Below are 17,397 nucleotides of genomic sequence, written 5' to 3'. Positions count from 1 at the left end.
CCAAAGGGACTTGTCCATAAGAAGTCAGCGCCGCGGGTTGGCTTTTTGTGTTATGCGGACAGCGGTAAGCGGATGGCGAAACTGTCTGAAGTCTGATAGTCTGAAGTCCATGGCCTCGTTCGGGAATACCATCCCACGGTCAGCAGGCAGCGGTAAGCCGACAGCGGACAAATACACTGCCAGTGATACACCTGAAATTCGAAACGAGAAGGCGGCGTCTATCTCCCCCTCACCCTGTGTCCCCATTCATGGTATGATGTAGGAAACAGATTTCCAAAAGGAGGAATTCATCTTGAAAAAACCAATCGCTGCGGTCACCGCCGACACCCTTCTGGCAGACATGAAGCCCATAAACCAGAAAATGGCGGACTATGCGCCCCGGCCTCTTTTAAATGCTCTGGGAAAGGCAGGCCTTCTGCCCGTGATTCTGGCTTATGACGACTATGCGGATCCCGAGGAGTTTGTGGAAACCTTTGACGCTCTGGTGATTCCCGGCGGCCCCAATCCGTCGCCTCGCTTCTACGGAGAAGAGCCGCTGTGGTGCATCGGACCCACCTATGAAAAAAGGGATATCTTTGAAATCAGGCTCATCAAGGCCTGCTTGAAAATGGGAAAGCCCATTCTTGGCATCTGCCGGGGCATGCAGATTCTGAACGTGGCCCTGGGCGGCACGCTCTGGCAGGACATGCCCTCCCAGAACCCCAAGGCTTTCATCCAGCATATGCAGAAGGCACCGGGAAACATAGCCACCCATTACGTGGAAATCAATAAGGAAAGCCGTCTCCATGATATTCTGGGCGACGGCCTCTATGTGAACTCCCGTCACAGAGAGGGCATCAAGAAACTGGCGCCTTCCCTGAAGGAAGCCGCCCGCGCCAGAGACGGCATCATCGAAGCGGTGGAGAGCCGGGATAATGAACTGGTTGCTGCGGTGCAGTGGCATCCGGAAAATATGGAGGATGGTGTCATGGATCCCCTCTTCCGTGCCTTTGCAGATAGAATCATACGGCTGAAATAGGCGCAGCCGGGACGGCATAGAGCATCATTTCCCCTGCCGCCTCAGGGGCAGGCGGAGCTTTTCGCCCGGCCCATGCCATAAAAAAAGAACTGTGAGCCCCTTCTCTCACAGTTCTTTTTATTTCTTATGAATCAGCCCATATCCAGGTTTTTCATAATACGGCTGAGCACGCCCTTGAACACCTGCATATCGCTTTCCGGAATGCCTTCATAGAAAGATTCGTCCAGATCCTTGGACGCCTTCTGGCTGGCCTGTTCCACCTGCTTTGCCTTTTCTGTCATAAAAAGGCGGTACTTCCTGGCATCATCGGGCATTCTTTCCTTGCGGATCAGTCCCTTTTCAATCATGGATTTCACCATGACCGTAATGGTGGGATTGGTCAGGTGAAGGTGGTCTTCCAGTGTTTTCTGGGTAACCACTTCCTTTTTATGGGTAGACAAATAGGCGATAATCAGAGACTGGCGGGCTGTCAGTCCAAACTTCTTCATAATGCCCGACTGGCGGAGAAGCATCATTTTATGGGCCTGCCCCAAGTTGTAGGTCAGTCCCAGTTTATCGCTTCCTTTTAAATCTTCCGGTTTTAAGTGTATTTGTCTTTTCATAACTCTCACCTTACTCTAAGACGCTAATGAAATTCTTTTCCAATTCCTCTGAAACAATTCTTTTATAATAGCATACGATAGGATGTTTAACTCAGATTGTGTTTTTATTATACTACAGATTTCTACTGCCAGTCAAAAAATTGGGAAAATATTCAATTTCAGTGCAAAAATCATTTATTCTGCTGTTAAAGCATGAACAGGCAGTGTCTTTCTGACTTCCTGCACATCCCAGCTGTCGTCTCCGGTAATTTCGCCGCGATAGGTATGTTCTCCCATGGTGATGAGAAAATAAATATGTCCTTCCCCTTCTCTACGGACCACGGAGAAATCATCATTTTTCACGTGGCAGCTGCCTTTCCACACGATTCTCATATTCTGCCGTATGGTCACGGTCATTACATGATTGTCAGATACCATATGAAACTCGGTCATCCGGCCAAAGCCGTCATTGAAATACAGGGTCGATTCCGATTCTCCGCCCTTTTCTACGGAAGAAAAGGCCGAGGAAAACTGTATGCCCCTGTCCTCATTTCTATCGGGGACTCCTCCCTCCGTGGCGCCAGCCGCAGCAGGAAGAAGGCAGAGCGCCAGGAACAGCCCTTTCACGATAGAGCGTTTCATAAAAACAACCCCCAAATAAGCCATGGAATTCATAGTAAAATCTATATGCATTTATTATAATGCATGGACTTATGGAAGAAAAGAATCATCCCATTTCCCCGGGAGACCGGAAATTTTCCAATGATATCTATGCATATCCGTTTTTCTTTTCAGTACTTATAAATAGATTCTATAGCAAATCAGCGCTTTTGATTCAGAAAGTGAGCCGCATCTGGTACCACACCACATGGCCGTGGGTGGAGGTGGAAACCCCTTCATTTTCAAAGCCGAATCGGGCATAGTAATGAACCAGCCTGTCCTTGCAGGTAAGGACCATGCCCTTCCGGCCTTCTTCCTTTGCCTGCTTCTTGAAGGCTTCTATGAGCCGTCCGGCGCAGCCTTCCCTTCGGAAAGGAGGAATGGTATTCAGGCCGAAAATCATCTGCCAGGCCCCTTTCTCGTTGTGGAGGGATGCCTTTTCATACATTTCATCCCGAAGATCCTTTTCATCAGTGACCATACCGTCAATAAATCCTGCCAGCTTCCCGTCCCGGTAAAGGAGAAGGAAATGGGTGGGATACACGGAGAGTCTTTCTCCGATTTCCTCTGCCGTGGCCGCTTCCGCCGCCGGAAAGCATTCCGCCTCCACTGACGCCAGCGCCGCTGCGTCCCCTGCCCTGCCCTGTCTGATGGTATACGATATCATATATATCCCCTTATCTGTCATTAAAATACCGCAGGTCATACCTGCGGTATCATCCTGTGCTGTTTTATTATACCATCTCTACCTTTTTAAAACAGAGGGGATGAACCTTCGGTTCCATGAGAAGATGAAATCCCGCTATGTCTCCGGCGTCATCGGCGTAAAACGTAAGGGGCAGACGATACAGGTCCGTATCCTCCTTCACGTTCTCCACGCTGAAGGTGTCGTAATAGAGATGGGTCATGGGCCGGTCCTTCACCTCCCGCTCCTGGAGATAGAAGCGCCCTTCCCGTTCCGTTACCCGGAAGGTGCCGTAGCCGGGATGGAAATAGGTGCCCCTGTAATCTTCTGCGCCATGGGACAGGGGCCCCCGGGCGCTGCTCTTCGGCAGACAGTCAAACTCCAGATGATGGTACATATCCTCGGGGGCATGGGATTTTCCTTTTTCCGTGTACATGCCATACCAGTCCTCCTCTTCCCGCCCAAGGAAGGCATCCAGCAGGAATCCCTGCAGAGCAAAAATCAAAGGATTGTCCGGCGCATGAAGATTCTGGAGGTACACGGCGCCGGAAGATAAAGAGGGAATGTAGAACTGGAAGGCGCTGTATCCTTCAATCTTTCCGGTGTGCTGCTGCACCAGGGCGCCATGGTATTCCATCACCCGCCAGCCGAAGCCATAACCCAGGCTCCGTCCGCCCCGCACATGGGGATAATCCATGAGAATCTGGGGCCTGTGCATTTCCATGAAATCAGAGGGAGAAAGAAGATAGGCTCCCTCTTTCTTTCCCCCTTCCATATGAAGGGAAATCCATTTCACCATATCTTCAGCGCTGCTCATCACAGAACCGCAGGGCCCGGCCTGGTCGATGTTCCAGCGGGGAATCTCATGAAGGCCCTGATTCCAGCGGAAGGGCATGGCGCAGTTTTCATCAGACGCAGCCTCATCCATAAGGCAGAAAGTGCGGTCCATTCCCAGAGGCTCGAAAATTTCTTCCCGAAGAATAGTTTCCCATTTCTTTCCCGAAACCGCTTCCATAATGCCGCCGATGGCCGCATACATGACATTGCTGTACTGGGCCAGGCTGCGGAAAGGGGCATTGGGCTCCAGATACTTCAGCCGCTTCAGGTAATCCACACGGGAAATGGAATTATCCGGCCAGGCTCCGTCGTGACCGCCCACCCCCGTCCGGTGGCAGAGCATATCCCGAAGCGTCACCTGCCGGGAAGCCGCCTCATCCCAGAGGGCAAAGCCGGGGATATAGGAAGCCACCGGTTCATCGATATCCAGCAGTCCCTTCTCTGCCAGTCTCATCACCGCAAAGGCCGTCATGGACTTGCTGCAGGAGCCAATACCGCTGATGGTATCAGGTAAAAAAGGATGGCCCGCTCCGTCCCGGATGCCAAAGCCTTCCGTATGCACCTTGTCCGGCGTAATAATCCCCAGCGCCATGCCGGGAATGGAGTAATAATCCATCATCTGACGGATGAGAGAAAACAGTTTTTCATAATCCATGGTCATGGATGGCACCTCCTTATATCTTATATAAAGGGCTGCGGCTGGCGCCGCAGAGCGGCCCGGGTTCAGAGGGTTCAGAGGGTTCAAAGGGAAAGGTTCTTAAGATGGATGGGCCTTCGGCCCAAGGGTTCTTAAGTTTGACGGGGCCTTTGGCCCCGAGGGTTGTGGTGGCGGCTGACGCCGCAATTTTTAGAAAAAGAGGCGCGGCTCCGCCGCAGGATGTGTAGAAGGGTTTGTTCGCTAGCGCTCAGGGGGCAGGGAAAAGGTTCTTCCCATCGCTCTTATTGTCCCACCGCTTGCGGGGGGAAGGTGGTACGCAGTACCAAAGGGGGAGCCCCAGGTCTCGGAGGGCTGGCAGGTTTTCCCCTGCCGGTTCCCCTCCGCCCCGCGGGGAATCGTATCACTTGACAAGCAGGGGAGCGAGTGGTGTCAGGGGATTGACTTCCTGTAACATTAGGATAGCAGCCGCAGACTCCCCCAGCACAGGATCTCACGATCTCGCCCATCACCCCAATTCCATAATTCTGTCCGGCGGTACGAAGGGTTTCCCTATCATAGGTACGGCCGCTATGAGTTCCCGGGTATAGGGGTCCCTGGGATGGGTCAGAATTTCATCGGACCCACCGATTTCCACGATTTTTCCCTTCTGCATGACGGCGGTGCGGTCGGAAATATAGCGCACCACTGCCAGGTTGTGGGAGATGAAGAGATAGGTGAGGTGAAGTTTTTCCCGAAGGTCCATGAGGATGTTCAGCACCTGGGCCTGCACTGACACGTCCAGGGCAGAGGTGGGCTCGTCAAGAATCAGGATTTCCGGGCTGGTCATGAGGGAGCGGGCAATGGAGATGCGCTGGCGCTGGCCGCCGGAAAATTCGTGGGGATAGCGGTCCATCACGTTTTTCCGAAGACCCACCATTTCCAGCAGCATTTCTGCCCGCTCTTTCCGATGGGCTTCGGAAAATTCGCCCATTACCCTGGCAGGCTCCATGAGGATGTCCCCTATTTTCATGCGGGGCGACAGGGAAGAATAGGGGTCCTGGAAGACGATCTGTATTTTCTTCCTGATGTCTTTCAGTTCTTTTTCCTTTACATGGGAAATATCTCGTCCGTAGAGCAGAATTTCTCCGGAGGTAGGCTCTGCCAGACGGATGATAAGGCTGGCCAGGGTGGATTTGCCGCAGCCCGACTCCCCTACGATACCTAAAGACTCCCCTTTGGCCAGGGAAAGGCTGATGCCGTTTAAGGCATGCACGGTCTTTGATTTTCCCCAGAAGCTCCGGGTATGAAAGGTTTTCGTTACGTTCCTGATTTCCAGTATATCCATGTCACACCTCCTCGGGATGACAGCAGTACACCCGGTGGCCCGGGCGGATTTCCAGAGGCGGCGGCAGGCCTTCCCGGCAGGCGGCGCTGGCCTTCGGGCAGCGGGGTGCGAAACGGCAGCCCCCTATGTGTTCCGACGGATCCGGCACCATGCCGGGAATGGCGGTGAGCCGGTCATGGGTATGGCTGCCGGTGAACCTAGGCAGGGCGCCGATGAGAGCCCGGGTATAGGGATGAGAAGGGGCTGTCAGTACCGACGCCGTGTCACCGGACTCTACAATGTGGCCGGAGTACATGACGGCAATGGAATCGCAGATTTCCGAAATCACTCCCAGGTCGTGGGAAATGAAGAGCACCGCCGTTTTCAGTTTCCGGCAGGCTTCTTTAATAAGGTAGAGAATCTGGGCCTGCACCGTCACGTCCAGGGCGGTGGTGGGTTCATCGGCAATGAGGAGCTTGGGATGGCAGGACAGGGCAATGGCTATCATCACCCGCTGCCGCATGCCGCCGGAAAGCTGGTAGGGATAGCAGGAAATCACGTCGTCCCCGTTCCGTATATGCACCGCTTCCAGCATGGCCAGGGCTTTCTTCCGGGCATCGCCTCTGGTCACTTTTTCATGGGTCCTGATGACGTCCATCATCTGGGTGCCTATGGTAAAGACGGGATTCAGGCAGGTCATGGGTTCCTGAAATATCATGGACACGTCCCGCCCCCGCACTTCTTCCATGCTTTTCCTGCTGATACCCAGAAGCTGCCGGCCGCAGAGGCGGATGGAACCGTCAAGCTCCGCCTTTTCTCCGCCGGGAAGGAGGCGGGTCACCGCAAAGGCGGTCATGGATTTGCCGCTGCCCGACTCTCCCACCAGTCCCAGAATTTTTCCCTCTCCCACATGTAGGTTCACATCGTGAAGGATAGGCACCATGCCCTTCCTGGAAGGAAGGGACAGGGATAGATGTTCGATTTCAAGTATATTTTTCATATCATCACTCTCCACTTCCAGGACCTATGAATGATTAGACCCTTCCCGGGGATCCAGAATGTCCCTGAGGCCATCACCCAGCAGGTTGAATCCCATCACTGTGACCAGGATGAACAGCCCCGGGAAAGCGGCGTACCACCACTGGTCAATGGCATAGACCCGGGCGGTGGAAATCATGGCGCCCCACTCCGGCATGGGCGGCTGGGCACCAAGGCCGATGAAACTCATGGAGGAGGCAATGAGGATGGCATCCCCAATGCCCAGAGTCATCTGCACCATGAGGGGCGACAGGCAGCTGGGCAGGATATGGTGCACCACCATCCAGGCGGGCGAAGCGCCGAAGGTTCTGGATGCCTTCACATAGGGCTCCTCTTTCAGGGACAGCACCTGCCCCCGCACGAGGCGCACATAGAGGGGAATCCTGACGATGCACACCGCCAGCATGGTATTGAAAAGACCTACCCCCAGGGCGGCGGTCAAAGCCAGAGCCAGCACCATGGAGGGAAAGGACAAAATCATATCGGTCAGCGCCATAATGATGCGGTCCACCCTCCCGCCGCAAAAGCCGGAAACACTTCCGATGGCCACGCCTGCTGCGGCGGCAATGATGACGATGGACAGGCCTACGGTAATGGAAATCCGGGCGCCGTAAAGGATGCGGGAGAAAATGTCCCGTCCCATTTCATCGGTACCGAAGAAATGATGAAGGGAAGGTGCCTGGAGCCTGCCTGCCACGTTCATGAGATTGGGGTCCCAGGGACTGATGAGGGGTGCCAGAAGTCCCAGCAGGATAATGAGGGCCACAATGACCATGCCTGCCAGGGTGAGCTTGTTCTTCAGAAGGATATCCAGGGATTTATGGAAAAAGCCTTCCCCCTCTTCCCGAATTTCCTCTGCCTTCACGTCAGTCATGGCCATCACCTCCGCTGATCTGTGGATTCAGGATATTGTAAATCATATCCACCACCATATTAATCACCACATAGCCCACGGACACCACCAGGGTAAAGCCCATAATGGCCGGAAAATCCAGGTAGGCAATGGAATCCATCACATACTTTCCCATGCCCGGCCAGCCGAAAATGGTTTCCGTAATGACGGCGCCGCCCAGAAGCTCTCCCATGGTAAGGCCCGTAATGGTGACTGTGGGGATCAGTGCATTTTTCAAAGCGTAGCGGTAAATGATGCGGCGCCTTGGAATGCCGCAGGCCCGGGCGGTGCGGATATAGTCCTGCTCCAGCACGTCCACCATGCCGCTCCTGACCTGCCGGGCAATGATGGCCAGCTGGGCATAGGCCAGACAGAGGGCCGGGAGAAGGAGATGATGGATGGCAGAAATCACTACGTCCATATTTCCAGAAAGAATCCCGTCAATCACATAAAGTCCCGTCACCGCAGGCGGCGGCGTCAGGAAGGTGTCCAGCCTGCCGGAAGCGGGGAAAAGGGGAAATACTTTGTAAAAAAGAATGAGGCACACCACGCCGGACCAGAAGAGGGGAATAGATACGCCCACCATGGAAATCACCCGGCAGATATGGTCGATCCAGCAGTTCCGATGCACCGCCGACAGCACTCCCAGGAAAATGCCAAAAAACACGGCAATCACCATGGCCGCCAACGTGAGCTCCAGGGTGGCGGGGAAATAGCGGGCCAGTTCGCCGGCCACAGGCATCTGGGTGCGGATGGACACGCCCATGTCTCCGTGGAAAAGGCCTTCCATGTAGAGAACGTACTGGGTAAGCACCGGCTTATCCAGTCCCAGGGACTGCCGCGCCGCCTCCAGCGTTTCCGGCGACGCATGAGGCCCCACCAGCATGCGGGCCGGGTCACCGGGAATGACATGGGAAATGCAGAAGGTAACGATGGAAACGCCTATAAAGACAAGGATGAGATGAATCAGTTTTTGAAATACAAATCGCCATGAAATCATAAGCCCTCCTTGTATGATAAATGGACATGAGTAACACTTGCGGGAAATGACTGTACTCCCGAAGGCTGCCACGGCCTCGCCGCAAGGGCTGCGTCAGCTGCCAGGGGAAATCCGCCTTACGGCGGTGACTGCAGGGAGTCACACAGCGAATAACGGATAGCAGACAGCGGTTCTTTTCTTCGGCCCCAGGCATCCGTAGTTCCCGTGCCCGCAGCCCCTGTCCGAAAAGGGCCCTTTATTCCTTGGAAAGGTGCTCGAAATCGAACATGCTGTCCAGCATGGGGTTGTAGGCAAATCCTTTGATATTGGCCCTCATGGGGGTGAGTACCTTGGTCTGGAAAAGGAAGAGGTAGGGAGCATCGTCAAAGGCGATATGCTGCACTTTCTTGTAGATGTCCGTCCTCCCATCCTTGTCGGTCATCACCTCTGCCTCACGGAGGAGCTTGTCCACTTCGTCATTCTTATAGAAGGAACGGTTCCCCGGAAGGCCCCAGTAGGAGGAATCAAGCCAGTAGGAAAGGAAGAACTGGGGATCGCTGTAGTCCGGGCTCCAGGTGCCCAGGGCCATCTGGAAATCGCCTTTGTCCGCTCTCTGCCGGAACGTAGCCCAGGCCACCTTTTCCAGGTTCACCTTGATGCCCAGCTGCTGGAGATTATTCTGGATAATGAGGGCTTCCGCCTCGTCGAAGGCTGCGTGGCCGGAGTAGAGAAGATTGATTTCCGTCACATTCTCGCCGGATTTGGCCAGAAGTTCCTTTGCTTTGTCCAGGTTGTAAGAATAGCCCTTGATAGATTCATCTTTGCCCCACATGCCTTCCGGCACAGCACTGGTAAGCTGCTGGCCCCGGCCTTTCACAGCGCCGTCGATGATGGCATTGTAGTCAATGGCATAGGAAAGGGCCTGGCGGAATACTTTATTGCTGGTAGGCAGTTTCTGATTGTTCAGGTATACGATGGAGCAGAGGAGGGAAGGATCTTCATAAATATGGATGGCTTTGTTATCCTTCAGCTGGTCGATCTGGTCCATGGGAATGCCTTCGGCAATGTCAATATCCCCCTTTTCCAGCTGCAGCCGCTGGGCCGAGGGATCTTTGATGCTGTTGAAGAGGATATGCTTAATAGAAGGCGCCTTGCCGGCATAATTTTTCTGTACATCCAGTTTGATGGACTGGCTGGGGGTGTAGGACGTGATTTCATAGGCACCGGAACCCATGGTGTGGGTGGCCAGGTAGGAGGAGCCCATATCGTTATCCTTTGCCTGGTCCATGACCTTCGGATTCACGATGGAAGAGCCATTCACCGCCAGGGTGTAGAGGAAGGGCGCAAAAGGCTTGTCCAGCTGGAAAATGACAGTCTTATCATCAGGCGTTTCGATGGATTTCACCACTTTGAAATAATCGGAAGGTCCTTTCTTCATTTTCTGTACCCTTTCGATGGAGAACTTCACCGCTTTGGCGTCCACCGGAGAACCGTCGGCAAATTTATGTCCCTCATTCAAAGTAAAGGTCCAGGTGAGTCCGTCATCGCTGACGGTCCAGGACTTGGCCAGGGACGGTTCCACCTCCGTAGTGGCCTTGCCGTCTGCCACCTTGTATTTCACCAGCCGTTCATAGGCGGGATAGGTAATCTGCCAGCCCTTATTGTCCATGGTCACCGCCGGGTCCAGAGTCTCCGGATCCACTGCCATGCCCACCACAATGGTGTCCTTAGGCACGGAACCGCCGGAAGAAGAACTTCCCGACTGCCCGCCGCAGCCTGCAAAACCAAGGACCGTCAGGCCCAGAAGGGAACCGGTCAGTACAGCTTTCAGAAGTTTTTTCATAGTCTCTCCCCCTTACGAAAAAAGGCCGCAGTCATCAAAGATGAGTGCAGCCTCTTTGCCATGAAAGACAGAAAAGCCCTTCCTGCCTTGCGGCAAAAAGGGCACCTTCGTCTTTCTATCAATATGTATACAGTATAGTTGATAAGTATGCGCTTGTAAATAGGGAAATGGCAGAAAGTAAGAAAACAGAGGGTCCTCTATTCCTGCCTGCTATAATAAAGACAGGAACAGTACAGCCGCGTAAAAGCAGAAGGAGGCATCTCATGAAAATTTTACTGATCAATGGCAGTCCCCACAGAAGAGGCTGCGTGTACACTGCTTTGGAAGAAATCGCCAAAACGCTGGAAGGAGAGAACATAGACACGGAAATTCTTCAAATCGGCCGGGAACCGGTAACCGGATGTATCGCCTGCAATTACTGCCAGTCCCATGGACGGTGCGTGCAGGATAAGGACTCGGTGAACAGGGTCATTGAAAAGCTGGACACCTGGGACGGGCTGATTTTCGGTTCTCCCGTATATTACGGCGGTCCCAACGGCCAGATTACCTCTTTCATGGATCGTCTTTTCTATGCAGCCGGAAACCGCATGGCAGGAAAAATCGGTGCTGCCGTAGTCAGCTGCCGCCGCGGCGGCGCCACTGCCGCTTTTGACAGGATGAATAAATATTTCCTCATGAACCGCATGATTGTGCCCGGTTCCCAGTACTGGAACCAGATTCACGGCCTCACCAGGGAAGACGCCCTGAAGGACAAGGAAGGCCTGCAGACCATGCGCACCCTGGCCCGGCAGACCGCCTGGATTCTGAAATGCCTGGACGCAGGGAAAAAGGCAAGCGTCCCCCAGCCCCTGCAGGAGCCCTGGATTCCCACCCACTTCATCCAAAACACATAGGAAATCCGGATACAAAAAATCCCCCAGCCTGGCTGGGGGATTTTTGCTGCTCCATCAGAAGGTAAACTGCATGCCCACCTCAAAATTGCGGCCCGGTGCGGAATACCAGCCCTTAGACTTTGCCGGATCGGCACTGGGACCATAGAAGCTGCCTACATCGGTATAGAACTGGTCAAAAATGTTGTTCACCTTTACAAAAAGGGATGCCTCTTTGTTAATCCGATAATTGGCACTCAAATCCCATACCCAGAAGTTTGCATAGTCTTTCATGGCAGGATATTTGGGAGATGTGTATCTATCTATAATGCCTCTGCCCCAAAGGGATGCTTTAAAGCCGGCATTATGATAGTCAACCCCAACATTCAGCTCATGTTTCGGCAGATAGGAAACATTAATATTATGTGTGTCAGCATCAATATAACTATATCCTACAGTAGCAGTTACGTGATCACCAAAGTCTTTATTCAATGAAGCATTCACACCGGTTTGAATCATTTTCCCCGTATTGATGTACCCGCTTTCCGGCCATGTAATCTGATTATCTGACCACTGGCGATACACGCTGAGTGTTCCGGAAAGGGTATCATTAAACCGATGGGCAGCGCCCAGCTCCACTGTATATCCGATCTCAGGGTCCAGATTCGGATTACCGCCGTTGGGATAGTATAACTGCATTAAGCTGGGTGCACGGAAGAATTTCTTATAGCTGATATAGTAATTGGTTGCTTCACCAGCCTTATATCCCACAGTCACGCTGGGAGAAGTATGATTTCCATACTGGCTGTTATGGTCAAAGCGAATCCCCGGCGTCACATTCCAGCGATCATTAATATCCCATTTATCCTGGATATAATAGCCTGTATTGGTAACTGAATGGCCTTCCATAGCTGAATGCCCGTAATAAGATGCATAAGGAGGATGTGTCTCATACAGGGTTGTCAGATAAGTAGGAATTTTATCTTCATACCAGTCAACCCCGCCGGTAATGGTATGGTGATCCATACGATATACCATCTGGTCAGAAATACCGATGGTCTTCATGCGAATATTGGTGACACCGCTGGGTCCCGCATTATAGTTATCATTGATATGATTTCTGTTTCTATACACGGAGAAGCGATTGGTCAGGCGCCGGTTGATTCTGGAATCATACTGCAGGCTGATTCTGTCCGTGTCCTGTTTTCCTAAATCTGCGGTCTTATCGTTCGTCCCATTGTCCGGACGCGTATACTTCCCATCATATGTCTGATAATTAAAAATCAGGTCATTATCATTTTCAAAATCATATCCTAGCTTAACGCCATAGGACTTGCTGTTCAAATGGTTAATCACATGGCGGTCCCAGCCATCCTTGTATTCCCCCATAAGCTCCTTCTGTGCATTCACTGCCCAGAAGAATCCATCTTTTCTCCCCTCATTGTAGAGACTGTATTTTTCACCATCATAGCTGGAACGGGAAATGGTCACCTTGGATTTTACGGTTCCCTCTGCCGGTTTCTTTGTAATAATATTGATAACTCCGCCTTCAGCATCAGAACCATAAAGAGTAGAGGCGGCCCCTTTCAAAACCTCAATGTGGTCAATTCCGTCCATATTGGTCAGCGTGGCTATAGGAGCATGACCACCCATGGTACCATTCGTATTCACTCGCATACCATCCACCATGACCACCACATTTTCAGACCCGTTAATCAAGAGCGGATTGCTAAAACTGGTCTGCCCGGACGCTCCCTGATATCCTACCATCACCCCCGGCACATGGCGGATGGCCTCACTCACATCGTCATAGTGCTTCTCTTCGATTTCCTTCGCCGTCACCACGGACACATCGGCGTTGGAGTCGATTTTCTTTTCCGGCACCCGGCTGGCGGTGACCACGATGCCGTCTAAGGTGTACACCGGCATATCGGATGCTTCCACGCAAAAAGCGCCGCCGGAAAGTGATAAAACTGCCAGTGACGCTGCCATAATTTTCCTGTTCATAAAAGTTCCTCCCTCGCTGCCCAATCAGGGTATATGAAACCATGCCGCCCGCAGGGAAGCAGTATACATCGTACCCCTTATCCTGCAAGGCGGAAAACCGGTTCCATAAGGCAGTTCTTCTGACTCAGCTTCCTCAGAGATTTCGTCTTCCCAGTTTCCCAGTGACATCATGAAATTTCCCTGGAAAGGGCCGATTCAATCATTGCCTGCTTTCCGAAGCTTCACAGCGGCGGGACCGTGGCGGAATCGGGTCTCCCCTCACCGCGCTTCCCTTTTCATCTCCTCCGGGAATCTCCCGGATTCAAACCATTACGGAATTCTTAATAAACTTACCTCTTTATTATACATAAATCTCAGATTTTGTAAACTATTTTTTAATATTTCGGACTGAATCTTTTCTTCTATGCTATAATGAAGCTGATATTTTCGTGCAGAAGAACGGATTCACTCATGGAATCCGCTTTTCCAGGGAGGTTATTATGAAATACGCAAAAGCCGGCGCTTTATGCGCCAGTCTTCTCATTCTTCTGACCCTTTCCGGCTGCGGCATGAAGCAGATGGCCCCTTCCGGAGAAGGAAAAAGCTATACCGTCACCGATGCCACAGGGAAAGAAGTGGTAATTCCTGCCAAGCCGAAGAGGATTCTGGGAAATTCCGCTTCCATCGACACCATGCTCCTTTCCGTGGTGACGCCGGACAAACTGATGGCCGCCACCGAAGCAGACCGGGACCCCAATATTTCCTATATTGCCAATGAAACGAAAGACATTCCCCTCACCGTCCCTCTTACCGGTCTTTCCATGGAAGTGGTGACGGAAGCAAAGCCGGACCTCATCGTGGCCTCTACCTATACCGACGGCAAAGAACTGGATCTCTACCGGAACCTGGGCATTCCGGTGGTGGTCATCGACGGCCCCCGGTCCATTGACCAGGTGAAGGAGGATGTGCGCATCATTGCTACAGCAGTGGACGAAAAAGAACGGGGAAACCAGGTGATTTCCCAGATGGACAAGACCCTTTCGGAAATCCAAAGCCGCCTTTCCAAAGAAACAGGAAAAAAGCCGGTGGTATACCTGGTATCCCAGATGACCCGCTACGGCGGGCCCGGCTCCATGTTCAACGAACTCCTCACGGCAGCCCGCATTGACAACGCCATCACCCTGGCCGGCGGCGTCAACGGCCAGGCCACATCGCCGGAGCTTATTATCAAGACAGACCCGGACATGCTCTTCGTATCCACCGACCGCACCTCTGATACCACCGGCGCCGCCAAATACAGGGATGATTTCCTCTCCAATCCCGCCATCGCCTCCATGCGGGCCGCCAGACACATTGTACCGGTGGAAGACCGCTACATTTACTCCGCCTCCCAGAACTGCGTATGGGCCATCAAAGGCCTGGCCAACGCCGCCTACGGACCCATTTTCGACATGAGCGGCGAAGGGCAGATAAAAGGGTATTAAAGGGCCGCTTCGCGGCCCGGGTTCAAAGGGTTCAAGGGGTGCGGCTTCGCCGCAGGTTGTGGCCTGCTGACGCAGTCAGGTTGTGTAGAAAGGTTGTGAACGAAAGGGTTCTTACGTTTAATGCGTCTAACGGCGCAAAGGTTCTCAGGTTTGACGGCCCTATCGGGCCGAGGATTGTGGTATCGCCCCTTTGGGCCATGAGTTTTAATGCCGCCTGTCGGCGCCTTTGCGCAGCAAAGGTCTATCCTCACCGCTATCGCGGAGCTCCTTCCAGAGGAAGGAGCCAGCGTTACGTTCTTGCCTCCACTGCAGTCATTCTGAGCGCCAGCGAAGAATCTCGGTACATGCCGTATATGAATCATTTGTCATTAAATACCAGTCGGCTGGAAAGAGCCGCTGCATGCAGATCCGAAAGCAGTCAGCTTCCGGCTGCGGGCTGATTCCGACTTGTACTTTTAAAACCATCAACAAGAACAATATTCCGATGATTGGTACACCGGAGAGGTGGGATTAAGGAAGCGCCCTTTTCCTTCCCCTTTTCCATGGATCAAGGGCTTCGGGAAATGGATGGAATAAAGCCCGGATCTTTCGGTCTCTCTATTCTTATAGTATCTCCATGGGACAAAATCTTATCGTCTTTCTCCGTACCAGTCGATGTCGTGCCTGAGCTTATGCACCTTGTCCTTTGCTTCCTCGGCATCCCTTCTCAAGTCTTCTACCATGCTTGTCACCGTTGCCAAATTCTGCCGAAGCATTTCCTTTTCCATCTGGAGCAGCCGGATCTGGCCCTTCAGTTTGATGATCTCCAGGCTGGCACGGCCTTCATGATCCTCGTCTTCATCATCATAGTCATCATCATAGTCATCATCATAATCATCATCGTTATCGTCCAGGCGTTCTGCCAGATTTTCCATATACCGGGCATCCAGCAGGATCTTTTCCATCAGGTATTCCACGTTTCCAAGGGTACTGTCCAGGGGTACATAGTTGTCGTCAATGAGGTATTCCATCATAATCTCCTTGCTGATAAAAAGGCACCTACCGGTGCGAATGGTTCAGACCCTCCGGTCCCATGGGCCGGAGGGTTCTCAGATTTAACAGGCCCTGCAGGCAATGAGCGGAAAGTCTGTTACATACCTTCCCAGCGGTCAGCGCCCCTTTACTTCCCGTCTTCCCGGGGCGGTTCCTGCTTGTCCGCTTCCGGATGGGCTTCTGCTTCCATTTCATAGGACCACATGTGAGTGGGAATCATATTTCCATCCTTATCGCAGGTATAGCGCACGGACTTGGGCATGGTTCTGGCAGTGGAAAGGGGGCTGGTAAAGCCGCGGCCTATGACGTCGGTGGTATTCATGATGAAGAGGAAGGCCGAAGGGTCTATGTCTTCGATGAGATGGCGCACCCTGGTAATCTGGGTGAGGTCCACAATGGCGAAGACGATTTTCTTTTCTACGCCAGAGAAAGCGCCCTGGCCATAGAGAAGAGTGGCGCCGTGATGGATATTCCGAAGGATGGCATCGGAAATTTCCAGAGGCTTGTCGGACACGATGAAGGCAGCTTTGCGCTGGGCAAAGCCGATGACAATGCGGCTGGAGAGATTGGCATTGATATACATGGAAATCAGGGTGCAGATGGCCGGTTCCAGAGTAAAGATGAAGGCGCCGGCAGTGACAATGACAAAGTTCAGGGCGAAAACCACGTAGCCGATTTCCAGATTGTAATATTTCTTCAAAATGGCTCCCACAACATCCAGGCCGCCGGTGTTGCTGTTATATCGGTAGAGGAGACCCATGGAAAGGCCCAGCACCACGCCGCCGGAAATAGCTGCCACCAGCGGCTCTTTCACCACATTGTAGTCTGCCAGGAAGGATGTCAGGTCAATGAAAACGGAGCAGCACACGGTGCCCAGAATGGTAATGAGGGTGTAGAATTTTCCCATGAATTTCAGGGAAAGAAGAAGGATAGGAATGTTCATAAGCAGGTTTGCCATGCCGATGGGGAAGCCGGTGAGATAGTAAAGCACCATGGCCATACCGGTGAGCCCGCCGGAAAGGAACTGGTGAGGCACCAGGAAGGCATTGACGCCTACGGAGTATAAAAAGGTACCCACCAGGGTAATCCCGATAATAAAAGCAAGCCGCTGCCAGAACGTGGGGCTGCGGAAATCCGCTCCTAATGTGGTTGACATAGTATTGTCCTTTCTCCTTTGCCTTTGAAAGCTTTGAATTATTTATTATTATATCATTCTTCAGGAAGATAAGCAGAGGATAAACGGGGTACGGGACACGCCTGCGGCGTGAGGGTTCAAGGACGCGCCTTTGGCGCGAAGGTTCAGAAGGTTCAGAGGGTTCAAAAGGTTCAGAGGGGAGGGTTGACGGGCCTTTGGCCCGAGGGTTCTTAAGTTTGACGGCCTTTCAGGCCGAGGGTTGTGGTATCGCCCTATGGGGCGATGCTTATAAAGTCAGCGTTACGGGATTGGCTTTATAGGTCATATGGCATGATACGCATTCCGGTGATTGACTCACTGCGTTCACCACCAAAGGGGGAAACTGCGGAATGGTACA

General features: G+C 52.6%; 15 protein-coding genes and 1 riboswitch. Of the genes, 3 read left to right on the top strand and 12 right to left on the bottom strand.

What is annotated here, in order from left to right; translation table 11 throughout:
* The first annotated feature begins 292 nt into the window (after positions 1-292).
* Positions 293-1,018 (top strand): gamma-glutamyl-gamma-aminobutyrate hydrolase family protein, encoded by a 726-nt coding sequence (locus HMPREF9453_RS06020; RefSeq protein ID WP_008859670.1) that lies wholly within the window; start codon positions 293-295, stop codon positions 1,016-1,018.
* Between the two features lie 131 nt (positions 1,019-1,149).
* On the opposite strand, the gene HMPREF9453_RS06015 is transcribed toward HMPREF9453_RS06020, so the two are convergent.
* The 9 genes from HMPREF9453_RS06015 to HMPREF9453_RS05970 form a co-directional block, all read right to left on the bottom strand.
* Positions 1,150-1,620 (bottom strand): MarR family winged helix-turn-helix transcriptional regulator, encoded by a 471-nt coding sequence (locus HMPREF9453_RS06015; protein ID WP_008859669.1) that lies wholly within the window; start codon positions 1,618-1,620, stop codon positions 1,150-1,152.
* Positions 1,621-1,794: 174 nt separating this feature from the next.
* Positions 1,795-2,241: a hypothetical protein gene (locus HMPREF9453_RS06010; RefSeq protein WP_040380074.1), complete on the bottom strand. Its 447-nt coding sequence runs from the start codon at positions 2,239-2,241 to the stop codon at positions 1,795-1,797.
* A 193-nt stretch (positions 2,242-2,434) separates the two neighbouring features.
* Positions 2,435-2,926 (bottom strand): GNAT family N-acetyltransferase, encoded by a 492-nt coding sequence (locus HMPREF9453_RS06005; protein WP_008859667.1) that lies wholly within the window; start codon positions 2,924-2,926, stop codon positions 2,435-2,437.
* 67 nt (positions 2,927-2,993) lie between these two features.
* A complete protein-coding gene (locus tag HMPREF9453_RS06000; RefSeq protein WP_008859666.1) occupies positions 2,994-4,442 on the bottom strand; it encodes a serine hydrolase in 1,449 nt (482 codons plus the stop codon).
* Positions 4,443-4,944: 502 nt separating this feature from the next.
* A complete protein-coding gene (locus HMPREF9453_RS05990; protein WP_008859665.1) occupies positions 4,945-5,763 on the bottom strand; it encodes an ATP-binding cassette domain-containing protein in 819 nt (272 codons plus the stop codon).
* A gap of 1 nt (position 5,764) precedes the next feature.
* Positions 5,765-6,742, bottom strand: a complete 978-nt coding sequence (locus tag HMPREF9453_RS05985) for an ABC transporter ATP-binding protein (RefSeq protein WP_008859664.1) — start codon at positions 6,740-6,742, stop codon at positions 5,765-5,767.
* Positions 6,743-6,766: 24 nt separating this feature from the next.
* Positions 6,767-7,654, bottom strand: a complete 888-nt coding sequence (locus tag HMPREF9453_RS05980; protein WP_008859663.1) for an ABC transporter permease subunit — start codon at positions 7,652-7,654, stop codon at positions 6,767-6,769.
* Positions 7,647-8,672 carry an ABC transporter permease gene (locus tag HMPREF9453_RS05975; RefSeq protein WP_008859662.1) on the bottom strand — a complete coding sequence of 342 codons (1,026 nt, stop codon included), beginning with the start codon at positions 8,670-8,672 and terminating at the stop codon, positions 7,647-7,649. The genes HMPREF9453_RS05980 and HMPREF9453_RS05975 overlap by 8 nt, the downstream gene beginning before the upstream one ends.
* A 235-nt stretch (positions 8,673-8,907) precedes the next feature.
* The gene (locus HMPREF9453_RS05970; protein WP_008859661.1) at positions 8,908-10,494 is read right to left on the bottom strand and encodes an ABC transporter substrate-binding protein; all 1,587 of its coding nucleotides are present in this window, start codon (positions 10,492-10,494) and stop codon (positions 8,908-8,910) included.
* 263 nt (positions 10,495-10,757) lie between these two features.
* Here HMPREF9453_RS05970 and HMPREF9453_RS05965 point away from each other — a divergent pair, with 263 nt between their 5' ends.
* Positions 10,758-11,387 (top strand): flavodoxin family protein, encoded by a 630-nt coding sequence (locus HMPREF9453_RS05965; protein WP_008859660.1) that lies wholly within the window; start codon positions 10,758-10,760, stop codon positions 11,385-11,387.
* A gap of 54 nt (positions 11,388-11,441) precedes the next feature.
* On the opposite strand, the gene HMPREF9453_RS05960 is transcribed toward HMPREF9453_RS05965, so the two are convergent.
* Complete coding sequence (locus HMPREF9453_RS05960; RefSeq protein ID WP_008859659.1) at positions 11,442-13,370, bottom strand: TonB-dependent receptor plug domain-containing protein; 1,929 nt, start codon at positions 13,368-13,370, stop codon at positions 11,442-11,444.
* Between the two features lie 92 nt (positions 13,371-13,462).
* Positions 13,463-13,697, bottom strand: a riboswitch (cobalamin riboswitch).
* Positions 13,698-13,849: 152 nt separating this feature from the next.
* Between HMPREF9453_RS05960 and HMPREF9453_RS05955 the strand changes: the two genes are divergently transcribed.
* Positions 13,850-14,833, top strand: a complete 984-nt coding sequence (locus tag HMPREF9453_RS05955) for an ABC transporter substrate-binding protein (protein ID WP_008859658.1) — start codon at positions 13,850-13,852, stop codon at positions 14,831-14,833.
* Positions 14,834-15,462: 629 nt separating this feature from the next.
* Here HMPREF9453_RS05955 and HMPREF9453_RS05950 read toward each other — a convergent pair.
* Positions 15,463-15,843: a hypothetical protein gene (locus tag HMPREF9453_RS05950; protein ID WP_008859657.1), complete on the bottom strand. Its 381-nt coding sequence runs from the start codon at positions 15,841-15,843 to the stop codon at positions 15,463-15,465.
* A 149-nt stretch (positions 15,844-15,992) separates the two neighbouring features.
* Entirely contained in the window at positions 15,993-17,021 is a 1,029-nt protein-coding gene (locus tag HMPREF9453_RS05945) for a YitT family protein (RefSeq protein ID WP_008859656.1), read from the bottom strand.
* Between the last annotated feature and the right edge of the window lie 376 nt (positions 17,022-17,397).

The organism is Dialister succinatiphilus YIT 11850 (genome assembly GCF_000242435.1).
Taxonomy (GTDB): Bacteria; Bacillota; Negativicutes; order Veillonellales; family Dialisteraceae; genus Dialister; species Dialister succinatiphilus.
This window is presented reverse-complemented; position numbering and strand designations above follow the sequence as displayed.

Bases quoted from the DNA above. Each gene is read 5' to 3' on its own strand.
- HMPREF9453_RS06015 (WP_008859669.1), bottom strand. From the start codon at position 1,620: ATGAAAAGACAAATACACTTAAAACCGGAAGATTTAAAAGGAAGCGAT.
- HMPREF9453_RS06010 (WP_040380074.1), bottom strand. From the start codon at position 2,241: ATGAAACGCTCTATCGTGAAAGGGCTGTTCCTGGCGCTCTGCCTTCTT.
- HMPREF9453_RS06005 (WP_008859667.1), bottom strand. From the start codon at position 2,926: ATGATATCGTATACCATCAGACAGGGCAGGGCAGGGGACGCAGCGGCG.
- HMPREF9453_RS06000 (WP_008859666.1), bottom strand. From the start codon at position 4,442: ATGACCATGGATTATGAAAAACTGTTTTCTCTCATCCGTCAGATGATG.
- HMPREF9453_RS05990 (WP_008859665.1), bottom strand. From the start codon at position 5,763: ATGGATATACTGGAAATCAGGAACGTAACGAAAACCTTTCATACCCGG.
- HMPREF9453_RS05985 (WP_008859664.1), bottom strand. From the start codon at position 6,742: ATGAAAAATATACTTGAAATCGAACATCTATCCCTGTCCCTTCCTTCC.
- HMPREF9453_RS05980 (WP_008859663.1), bottom strand. From the start codon at position 7,654: ATGACTGACGTGAAGGCAGAGGAAATTCGGGAAGAGGGGGAAGGCTTT.
- HMPREF9453_RS05975 (WP_008859662.1), bottom strand. From the start codon at position 8,672: ATGATTTCATGGCGATTTGTATTTCAAAAACTGATTCATCTCATCCTT.
- HMPREF9453_RS05970 (WP_008859661.1), bottom strand. From the start codon at position 10,494: ATGAAAAAACTTCTGAAAGCTGTACTGACCGGTTCCCTTCTGGGCCTG.
- HMPREF9453_RS05965 (WP_008859660.1), top strand. From the start codon at position 10,758: ATGAAAATTTTACTGATCAATGGCAGTCCCCACAGAAGAGGCTGCGTG.
- HMPREF9453_RS05960 (WP_008859659.1), bottom strand. From the start codon at position 13,370: ATGAACAGGAAAATTATGGCAGCGTCACTGGCAGTTTTATCACTTTCC.
- HMPREF9453_RS05955 (WP_008859658.1), top strand. From the start codon at position 13,850: ATGAAATACGCAAAAGCCGGCGCTTTATGCGCCAGTCTTCTCATTCTT.
- HMPREF9453_RS05950 (WP_008859657.1), bottom strand. From the start codon at position 15,843: ATGGAATACCTCATTGACGACAACTATGTACCCCTGGACAGTACCCTT.
- HMPREF9453_RS05945 (WP_008859656.1), bottom strand. From the start codon at position 17,021: ATGTCAACCACATTAGGAGCGGATTTCCGCAGCCCCACGTTCTGGCAG.